Here is a 10,125-nt window from a genome sequence, read left to right on the forward strand (position 1 = left end):
ACAACTGTTATACAGGACAACGAAATCCTGCGAATGAGTGAGTATATGTGAGATAAACCCTTAAAACCGAGGGACGGACAGGTTAGTGCAGTAGCTGCCGATAAAATAAAACTCAATCCAGTAGCGGTCTTAGCCGTTCCATCTACTCATCACTACCCCTGATCAAGGTCAGGAATAAGCCCTGATTGCAATGGGCAGTCATACTCGTTCTTTTCCCTCCTTCTAATTTCTCATGTGTCATTTGTTCCCCTTTTGCAGAAATTTCAGTTTGAGGTTCACCAGTGCAATGCCTGCGATAATTAGAACGAGTCCCGCCACCAGTTTGGAAGTGATCGTTTCACCCAAGAAAAGGATACTGGTCACGATCGCAATGAGAGGGACTAGAAAATTAAACGAACCGACTTTGCCAGCTTCGCCCGATCCGACAAGCAGAAAGAATATGAGCCATGTCAAGGCTGTACAGAAAATCGAAATAATAGACAAAGACGAAAGGAATGACAGATTCCAAACGATATCCGTCCAACTTTCAACGGTAGAGCCCGCAACCAACAATACGATTCCACCAAAGATCATCTGAACAGTGGCCAACCAGACGGCATCGACCTTTGTCGCGGTTTTCTTTATATAGATGGTACCAAACGTCCATGTGATCGTGCTGGCTAGACCGAGCAGGATGCCGACGGTCGAAATACTACCGGAGCCTCCGCTTACGCTGACGACAGCGACTCCAAGAAAGCCGAGAATCAAACCGACCATCTTTAAAATGGTCATGGATTCGCCCAGCCACAACCAAGCGCCGACGCCGAGCAGAACAGGCTGCAAGAACACGATCGTCGAAAACAGTCCGGCTGGCATAGCCTTCAATCCGAATGTTTGAAAGACGAAAAAGAGAATAATATTCAGCAATGCGGAGATCAGGTAGATGTGCCAAGTATGCTTCAGATTAAGCTTTTTGTAGCCGGATAAAGCAAAAGGAAGCAATATGAGACCCCCAATAAAGATCCTCAAGCCGGCGAAAAGCAACGGTGGCGCGAATTCGAGCGCATATTTGGAGAGAGGCCAGTTTACCCCCCACATTGTAACTAGAAACGTTAAATAAACAATAGTACGTGTTCGCGAAAGTTGCATCATGTGTCTTCAGCTCCTGTTGTGGATTTGTATTTACCATGATACAATGCCAAATAAGATAAATGAAATGAATGTTTTCTATAGAGGTGATATCAAAATTGTTATGACATATTCGCAACTGATGTTATTCATGAAAATTGCCGAGACCGGCAATTTTACAAAAGCTGGGGAGCAATTGAATATGACGCAGCCTGCCGTAAGCCGAGCCATCTCCACGCTTGAATCGGAATTGGGGGTCATCCTCATGATTCGGGATAAAAAGAAAGGGATCATTCTCACCGATATTGGGAAGCGCCTGACTGTCATATTCAGAGAGATTTTGCACGGCTACAATAAGGTGGAGCAGGAGGTAACGGCCGAGAAAGGGTTTGAAGTCGGTACCGTTCGCATTGGGACGTTCCCTATTGTGTCCGCGCACTTCTTGCCGAAAATATTAAAGGTGATCGGGGAGAAGCACCCTGGGCTGACGTTCGAACTGTACGAAGGAACTATTGACGAGATTAAAGAATGGCTGTCTTCTAGAATAATCGATGTCGGATGGATTATTCCACCGAACGGTGAATTGGAAGGGATTCCGTTTTTTAAAGACGAGTTGTGTCTGCTCCTTCGGGACGATCATCCGTTGCAAAGCCGCCCGAAAATCCATATCACCGATCTGGACAATGAACCTATGATTGTATGCAAAGGCGGGTTTGTAACGCCGATTTATGAGCTGTTTCAGCAATTCGGAATCGCTTTGCGCGTCAAATATGACGGCCACAACATAACCACGGCGTTGAGCATGATTCAAGAAGGGCTGGGCGTCGCGATCGTATCGACAACTTCGTTGTCGTTGTCGGTGCTGCCGCCTAATGTCCGAGTCCGGACAATTGAACCGCAGCCGTCCAGAGAGATTCACTTGGCGGTTCCGTCTCTGAAGGAGGCTCCTCACGGGGTGAAGCTGTTCCTGCAAACCGCAAGGGAGCTTTATTTATCCGGTGACCGGAACCGCTAATGTGCAAATTTTGCATAGAGTATTAGCTTATCTCGCTAAACTTACGGAGAACGCTAGCTCAATGAACACTAAGAAACGGCAGCCGAGATGATGGCTGCCGTTTACTCACTTAACGGGCAGGATAGTTCCAATATGTGGTATATTTGATTAAATGACAATTTCTAAGCGGAGGTGCTTATGAATCCTGCTTTTGACACCTATATCCAATCGCTGGCCGGTCGGGACGTGACCGTTATCGGCGCCGGCGTTAGCAATTCACCGCTGATCCGCATGCTGTGCTCGGCCGGGGCACGCGTCACCGTGCGTGACCGCAATCCGGCCCTGCCCCGGGAGGAGTGGGACATTCTAGGCGTCGTGTTGCGCTTGGGAGAGGATTATCTGGATCACGTTGGGGGCGACGTGGTGTTCCGCACTCCGGGCATGCGCCCAGACCATCCGGCGCTGGAATCGGCCCGCGCTGGCGGCAGCCGTGTGACCAGTGAGATGGAGGAGTTCTTTGCGCTGTGTCCTTGTCCTATTTTCGGTGTGACCGGTTCGGACGGTAAGACCACCACCACGTCGTTGATTGCAGACATGCTGGCTGACGGAGGGCGTACGGTTCATATGGGCGGCAACATTGGCACGCCACTTCTGACGCGTGCGGGCGAGATGTCACCGCTGGATGCGTGCGCGGTCGAGCTGTCCAGCTTCCAGCTGATGGACTTGACGCGTTCTCCCCATGTGGCGGTGATTACCAACCTCTCGCCCAATCACCTCGACTGGCACCGAGACATGGATGAATATACCGCCGCCAAGCGACGCCTACTGGATTTTCAGAGTGCTGACGACTTTGCCGTCCTAAACGGCGACAATCCGGCGACCGCCGCACTACGCGGGCGGGGGCAAACCAAGTATTTCGGCGGGCACACTCTCCACGATGGCGTGATCGACGGTCTACTACCCATCAGTGACATTCGTTTGCCGGGTTGGTATAACGTGGAGAACGTTATGGCTGCTATGACCGCTGTGCGGGGGACTGTGTCTGATGAAGCAATCCTAGAGACGGTGCGCAACTTTGTCGGTGTGGAGCACCGAAACCAGTGGGTGGCAACTGTGGGCGGCGTGCATTATTACAACAATTCAATCGGCTCAAGCCCCGCCCGTACCGTCGCCACGCTGCATGCCCATGTGGGCCGAGTGCTGCTGATCGCCGGTGGGCGAGATAAGAAAGTACCGTTTGACGAGATGGCTAGGCTGCTGCCTGATCATGTTAAGGTGCTGCTGTTGATCGGAGAAGCAGCCAGTCAAATTGAGGCAGCGGTGCGCAGTGTGCCGTGTTGCCCGCCTATTGTCCGCTGCGAAGGCCTGGCCGAGGCAGTGACGCAGGCACACAAGCTGGCCGCACAGGGCGACACTGTGCTGCTGAGCCCTGCATGCACTGCATTTGACCAATATCGTAACTTTGAAGAGCGCGGGCGTCACTTTGTAGATCTGGTCGGAGCGCTGCACCGGCCAGACGGAAAGGATTGAACAAGACATGGGCGTTTGCTGGGAAAAGCTGATTTCCCTGATGTATTTATAGATAGTTCTTAAGAGAAACTGATTGAATGGAATGGAATAAATATAGAACATTACCGATAAAGGGGGTCGTAATATGCCATTTCCAACGCACATAGTATCCGCAGGTGGATTTGTGGAAGATGGGCAAGGAAATATCCTTTTAGTTAAAACTCGTGACGGTGGTTGGGTTTATCCTGGTGGACAAGTGGAAGTTGGAGAAAATCTGATGGACGCTTTGGTTCGTGAAATCAAAGAGGAAGGCGGAATAGACACCACGGTTAGCTACTTAATTGGTGTCTATTCGAATACAGGTATTTTTAAATGGTATGATGGCGTGACTGATGTTCCTACGCAAGTTATATTTGATTTCGTATGTAAACCTGTTGGCGGGGAGTTAGCTGTTTCTGAAGAAACAACTGATAGCCGCTGGGTGGCGAAAGATAGAGTTCTTGATTTCATTACACATCCAGCTATTCGCACTCGCTATCAGGCTTATTTGGAGTTTAACGGAGCGGTAAATTACATGGAGTATGTAACGAGCCCAGAGTTTATAATCAAACACCAAAAAGGTATATCGTAGTAAATTATTTCTCGTTGTTGATCAAACGAGGAACGATAGCTCAATGAACACTAAGAAACGGCAGCCGACATGATGGCTGCCGTTTTCTCACCTAACGGGAGTTTAAGTTAATGAATAAGGTAAGGTTGGGCAGATTCTTGATGATTTATGAGAACCCACGTAGCAGAAATGCTTGTATTGCTTTTAGGGAATCGCTCTGACGGACAGAATTGTTAAAAAGATATCCTCTCTTTTATTATTATGACATAAGGTGACATATTTAAGGTCTATAATGGGTGGTAGATCAACGAAAGGAGTAATAAATCATGAAACGAAGAATAATTTTAGATTTAGCAGTTACTTTAGATGGTTTTATTGAAGGGAAGAGTGGGGAAGTTGATTGGTGCATTATGGACTCTGAGATGGGGTTTATTAATTTCTTAAATCAAATTGATACTATTTTATATGGAAGAAAAAGCTATGATTTATGGGGACAATTTACTCCAGAAATTGAACATACTGATTCTGAAAAAGAATTTTGGGAATTGGTTCATAGTAAAGAGAAATATGTGTTTTCCAGGACGCAAAAGGGTACTGATAATAAAGCAATATTCATAAATGATCGTATTCTTGAAGAAGTAAATAAATTAAAGAATAAGCCTGGCAAAGACATCTGGCTATATGGTGGAGGAAGTCTTATTACAACTTTTATCAATTTAGGACTTGTTGATGAATTTAGATTATCTGTTCACCCTGTTGTTTTGGGAGAAGGGAAACCGCTGTTTGTGGATATAAAACAGAGGTTGAATTTAAAAATGGTTAATACAAGAACGTTCTCCTCAGGCGTTGTACAACTAATTTATCATTTTGATGGGAACTAATAATATTGCACATTCCAATGATAAAATCGTTAGTTTCATATTAACAGCGGCAAGTCTAAGACTTTATTTTCTGGTCTTCGACCGCCGCTTTTTCATCTATTGGGTTCAGTCTAAAACTTTATTCAAAGGTGCACGCGAGAATAACCTGAAACAGCAGCCGACATGATAGCTGCCGTTTCTCACCTAACGGGCAGTAGAGCGTGGTGGTCTTTGGCGCTTCGGGCAGGATAGTTCAAATACTTCGGAAAGTATTCCACCAGCCAAATGATTATTTAAGAATTGACTAGCGGTCATTAAACCCTTGACTTCCCACATCAAATCATATATCCTAATTACATCATACGATTTCAATGCAAGACACATTCCCTACGAGGTGTTTTATGAGTGTAGCAGGTTTTCAACAGGCATAACTTAAGAAGATAACATTCTATTCTATAGGTGAAGCGGGATACCGTTTCTTAAAATCCTATATGATAGTTTTATTTAAGTTACCTATGAAGAACCCTGCGAATACATCATGAACCATGACTCGAACAGAGGAAGTACACTGCGGCTTTGGACACAAATCCCTTGTCAGCTGATGGCTTTTATCTATATGTAACGTCATGTAAATTGAGTGTAATGAGCTGTGGGTTTCCCGCAGCTTTTTTTGCGCTTATTTGGGCATAAACGTTGAAATCTTATGGTGCAGGGATCTTCATCATGATCACCCAATCGTGAGGAGAATGCAAAGATGAATCCAAGTACAAAGGACAAATTACAATATAACGAATTGAAGACACTCGTCCAAAGCTATTGTGTAAGCAGTCTGGGCAAGCAACTGATCCATCAGCTCGAACCAAGTTCAAACCTCAAAGTAGTGAAGCAACGTCTCCTTGAAACAACGGAAGCCCGCGCGATTCTGGATACCGAGGGACATGTGCCGCTGCTGGGGATTTCGAATATTAAATTCATGATGGAGAAGCTGGACAAAGGGATGGTGCTGGATCCCTCCGAACTGATTGCCATTGCTGATTTTCTCCGGGGTTGCCGGAAAGTCAAGAAGTTCATGACCGAGAAGGAATTCTACGCTCCTAAGCTAAGTGCTTATGCCAACTCCATGTGGGATTTCCAGAACATTGAAGATGCAATTCACCAAGCTATTAATGGGAATCGGGTGGACTCCGGGGCGAGTAAAGAGCTCAGACGAATCCGCAAGCATATTGATATTGCCGAGGCGAAGATTGAGGAGCAGCTGCAAAAGTTTCTGAAGAACAGCGCGAACAAGGAGGTTATCCAGGAGTTTTTTGTCAGCAAAAAAAATGACCGCTTCACCATCCCGATTAAAGCTGCCTATAAGCATCAAGTGGCTGGAACGATTGTCGAAATATCTTCCAAGGGATCGACGGTGTTTATGGAGCCGTTAACTGTTGCCAAGTATAACGCAGAGCTTTCGGGTCTCAAGATGGAGGAGGGGATGGAGGAGCTTCAGATTCTGTCGGCTCTATCGGATTTAGTCGCAAATCAAACCCAGCCGATAACGGTCAATATTGATTTGATTAGTCTGTACGATATGATTTTCGCCAAAGGAAAATTTAGCAAAAGCATGGATGGAATCGCACCTAAAGTGAACGACCACGGGACGATTAAGTTGGTCCGATGCAGGCATCCGTTATTGTCCGGAGGTGCGGTTCCGCTGGATTTTGAAATTGGCGATAGATATCGCAGTTTGGTCATTACGGGTCCGAATGCGGGGGGCAAGACGGTTGTCCTGAAGACGGTCGGTTTGATCGCGCTGGCGGTGATGTCCGGATTTCACATCGCGGCGGATGCGTCTACCGAAGTGGCTGTGTTTGATCGTATGTTCGTTGATATCGGGGATAATCAGAGCCTGGAGAATGCGCTTAGTACCTTTTCGTCCCATATGAAAAATATAGCCGAGATCATGCGCCAAGCGAATCGGAATACGTTGTTGTTGTTTGATGAGATTGGTAGCGGAACGGAACCCAATGAGGGTGCGGCACTGGCCATTGCGATTCTGGAAGAATTTTACCAAATGGGTTGTATGACGGTTGCGACCACGCACTATGGAGAGATTAAGGAATTTTCGGAACGGCATCCGGATTTCATGAACGCAGCCATGGCATTCGACAACGAGACCTTAGAGCCGCAATATAAGCTACTGATTGGGCAATCGGGCGAGAGCAATGCGCTTTGGATCTCGAAGAGGATGGAGTTGAAAGATGAGGTATTGGGGCGGGCGAAGCTGTATATGAAGAGTAAGAACTACCGGTTGGATCTCCTTCATGAAAGTAAAGTGATGAAGAAGCCGGTAGTGGCACATACGGATGAAACGGAAGTTGTACTTGAGGAGTACGGGATGGGTGATCGTGTGCGGTTATTAGAGCATGATGAACCCGCGATCGTGTACAAAGGCCGAGATAGCTTCAACCATATGACGGTTTTATTTGAAGGGCAGCTCGTAGAGGTGCATGCCAAGCGGGTATCCTTAGAACTACGAGCCAGCGAGTTGTATCCTACGGGATATGATCTGAATACGCTGTTCACCAGCTATAAAGACCGCAAGTTTCAGCACGACATGGAGCGTGGCTCGAAGAAGGCGTTGCGGCAAGTGCAGAAGGAAATACGGAAGCAACGGGAGTGAGAGGATCGTAGCTTTGAGGCGTTTCCATCAAGACTATCATGCAAATGATGATCCTAAGTTAGCCGTCCCGACCAGTTAGGTGGCACCGGAAGCAAACGCTTCTCGTCTCAATAAGACGAGGAGCGTTTTTGCATTTTCAAAAATTGAAGGAGGTTTGAAAAATGTATCGTATTAACTATCGGACATATTCAAGAAATTGATAAAACCTAATTGAATTTGTTTAACGTCCAAAATGGTGAAACACAGTGAAATAGAGATGCTTGCGCAGTAGTGAGTTGCCTCGCTTGGTGAGCTTAATTTGCCCCTTATATTTGCCAGAACTGACGAGTTAGCAAGCGGAAACAGAATTACTTTTATTTATATAGAAAACAATGAATTTATAACTGTCGGTTGTCATGAACATTGTCCGATTGCCGATAAGCAGTAGACTGACCGACCGGTAACTTGCTAAACTATTCCAGCTAATAGCTTGTCAATATTTAATTATTAATAGTAGATTCATGAGGTGGTATACTTTAAAAAGTGCATGGGAAAGAACCGTCCTTTTAAGCACGGATATAGATTCCATTTATTTTTATTTCTTGTTGTTCACTCTAACCGGAATGCTTCCTTAGTAGTTAAGATGGCAAAAACCCAGTGGATGAGTTTATTCACACATGCAATTACTGCTACTTTGAATAGCTTTCCTTCAGCACGTTTCTTATCATAATAAGCCCTTAATTTCTTATTTCTATTACTGCGAATACCACATCGTACAGCTTGATACAAGGCAGTACGAAGCCTCCTGGAGCCGTGCTTAGTGATTTTGTTTTGGGTAGCTACAAACTTACCTGAAGAAAAAACACTTGGATCAACACCAGCAAAGGCCACCAGTTTCTTTACGTGATCAAACCGATCGATCTCACCAATCTCAGCTAAAATTGTTGCAGCAATCTTAGTGCCAATTCCGGGTATCGATTGGATTAAATCATATTCAAGTAGCTCCTCAGCCAGGCCATCTATCGATTTATTAAGGGTTGATAGATGATCCTGGTATTGAAGAAGCAATTTGATGAGCAGCTGCATGGAGATTAAATGGCTTGAAAAAGCTGTCTCCTTAAAGGGATTTCGCTTTGCTGCCGCTACTAAGATTTGAGCACGTGCCAAGCACCATGAGACGGATTTGCCGCGTCCAGTAAGACTTTGAATTGCAGTAGTAATCTCCAACTCTGACATTTCTAGGACTTCTTTTGATGTTGGGTGTAAAACCAAAAATCGAAGGGACACCTTTGAATAAAGATCACCAAACACGCCATGATATTCAGGAAAAACTTGATCAAGAATAGCCTGGAATATGTTGTTTCTTAGCAAAATACACACCGCACACAATATCAACGATAGTAATCCCCCTACTACGATATAAGGTGTACCGATTGCTGATATAAATAATCCACCTACAGCTGTACCTATTGTTGTTCCTATATTAGCGGATGCCATTAGCGAAATCAGGAGCTTTGGGAGCTGCGGACGTGATCCAATATTGAGCGATATTACTTCCAATGCCAGCTAATATTCCCCAAACCAATGTAATGATAGCCATAGGTACAGTGAACTGTCCAAATGAGAATAATACGATGTAAACTGCTCCTAATGCAAAAGGAAAAGTCGCTACAGTTTTGATGGCATTTTTAGTAAGTAACTTTCCTGCCACAATATTTCCAATAACATTTGCCCCACCGTATACGACTAACATTAAACTAATCGTTGGGCCAGAAATTTTAGTGATGATTTCAAGATATTCAGCAAGGTAACTATAAACCCCGAATATTGCTGAATTTATAAAAATAACAGCAGCAATGGAAAGCCAAGTAATTGAATGTTTTAATACGCTTAATTGTGAACCGTAAGAAATTTTTTCCTTAACAGGCATAGAGGGTACAACTAGTAGTGTAGTAATGAATGTTATAGCATTCATGGTAGCAAAGAATAACATGGCCATTTCAAACGAAGTTTCATTAGCAATAAAACTAGTGATTGGCACACCAAGTACCATGCCTGCAGATACGCCCAACATTATTTTATTCTGCAGAATTGTGAACATAGTGAGATGTAGAATTAGATAAAGTTAGGAGTGTTTTGCTCTAAATTGTTGAGAGCGAGTAGATTGAAGGGATATTGAGATTGAAGGCGAATTCCTATAATAGCGGAATTTGTTGGAAAAATAAGCAATTTGTCATATGTAAATGATGATTTGAGGTGGTTAGCAACTTGGCTAAGAAGAAGGCAAACCCAAGAATAAAAATTGGCAGTAATAATGAAATGTGACCTTGCCCTGAAAAAGTAGACACGTAGAAAGCCTCAGTGAACCCAATTAGCCTAACTTTCTCCGACCAGGAATGGC

The 10,125-nt window shown here is 44.9% G+C and carries 6 protein-coding genes and 2 pseudogenes; 5 read left to right on the forward strand and 3 right to left on the reverse strand.

Going from position 1 to position 10,125, the window contains the following annotated elements:
* Positions 1 to 237 precede the first annotated feature (237 nt).
* Positions 238 to 1,131 (reverse strand): DMT family transporter, encoded by an 894-nt coding sequence (locus BK127_RS40925; protein ID WP_076238393.1) that lies wholly within the window; start codon positions 1,129 to 1,131, stop codon positions 238 to 240.
* A gap of 100 nt (positions 1,132 to 1,231) precedes the next feature.
* On the opposite strand from BK127_RS40925, the gene BK127_RS40930 reads away from it, so the two are divergent.
* The 5 genes from BK127_RS40930 (at position 1,232) to BK127_RS40950 (ending at position 7,745) form a co-directional block, all read left to right on the forward strand.
* Positions 1,232 to 2,122, forward strand: coding sequence for a LysR family transcriptional regulator (locus BK127_RS40930; RefSeq protein ID WP_076238399.1), 891 nt, complete (start codon positions 1,232 to 1,234; stop codon positions 2,120 to 2,122).
* 177 nt (positions 2,123 to 2,299) lie between these two features.
* Complete coding sequence (murD, locus tag BK127_RS40935; protein ID WP_076238394.1) at positions 2,300 to 3,631, forward strand: UDP-N-acetylmuramoyl-L-alanine--D-glutamate ligase; 1,332 nt, start codon at positions 2,300 to 2,302, stop codon at positions 3,629 to 3,631.
* A gap of 124 nt (positions 3,632 to 3,755) precedes the next feature.
* The gene (locus BK127_RS40940; protein ID WP_076238395.1) at positions 3,756 to 4,241 is read left to right on the forward strand and encodes an NUDIX hydrolase; all 486 of its coding nucleotides are present in this window, start codon (positions 3,756 to 3,758) and stop codon (positions 4,239 to 4,241) included.
* A 305-nt stretch (positions 4,242 to 4,546) separates the two neighbouring features.
* Positions 4,547 to 5,101, forward strand: a complete 555-nt coding sequence (locus BK127_RS40945; protein ID WP_076238396.1) for a dihydrofolate reductase family protein — start codon at positions 4,547 to 4,549, stop codon at positions 5,099 to 5,101.
* Positions 5,102 to 5,834: 733 nt separating this feature from the next.
* Complete coding sequence (locus BK127_RS40950; protein WP_076238397.1) at positions 5,835 to 7,745, forward strand: endonuclease MutS2; 1,911 nt, start codon at positions 5,835 to 5,837, stop codon at positions 7,743 to 7,745.
* 588 nt (positions 7,746 to 8,333) lie between these two features.
* Here BK127_RS40950 and BK127_RS43425 read toward each other — a convergent pair.
* Both BK127_RS43425 and BK127_RS40960 read right to left on the reverse strand, forming a co-directional pair.
* Positions 8,334 to 9,077 (reverse strand): annotated as a pseudogene (locus tag BK127_RS43425) (IS110 family RNA-guided transposase); the annotation flags it as partial.
* Positions 9,075 to 9,804, reverse strand: a pseudogene (locus BK127_RS40960) (MFS transporter); the annotation flags it as partial. The pseudogenes BK127_RS43425 and BK127_RS40960, both read right to left, overlap by 3 nt.
* Positions 9,805 to 10,125: the final 321 nt, after the last annotated feature.

Source organism: Paenibacillus sp. FSL H7-0331 (genome assembly GCF_001956045.1).

Coding starts and splice junctions, on each gene's coding strand:
- BK127_RS40945 (WP_076238396.1), top strand. CDS start 4,547: ATGAAACGAAGAATAATTTTAGATTTAGCAGTTACTTTAGATGGTTTT.
- BK127_RS40930 (WP_076238399.1), top strand. CDS start 1,232: ATGACATATTCGCAACTGATGTTATTCATGAAAATTGCCGAGACCGGC.
- murD (WP_076238394.1), top strand. CDS start 2,300: ATGAATCCTGCTTTTGACACCTATATCCAATCGCTGGCCGGTCGGGAC.
- BK127_RS40925 (WP_076238393.1), bottom strand. CDS start 1,131: ATGATGCAACTTTCGCGAACACGTACTATTGTTTATTTAACGTTTCTA.
- BK127_RS40950 (WP_076238397.1), top strand. CDS start 5,835: ATGAATCCAAGTACAAAGGACAAATTACAATATAACGAATTGAAGACA.
- BK127_RS40940 (WP_076238395.1), top strand. CDS start 3,756: ATGCCATTTCCAACGCACATAGTATCCGCAGGTGGATTTGTGGAAGAT.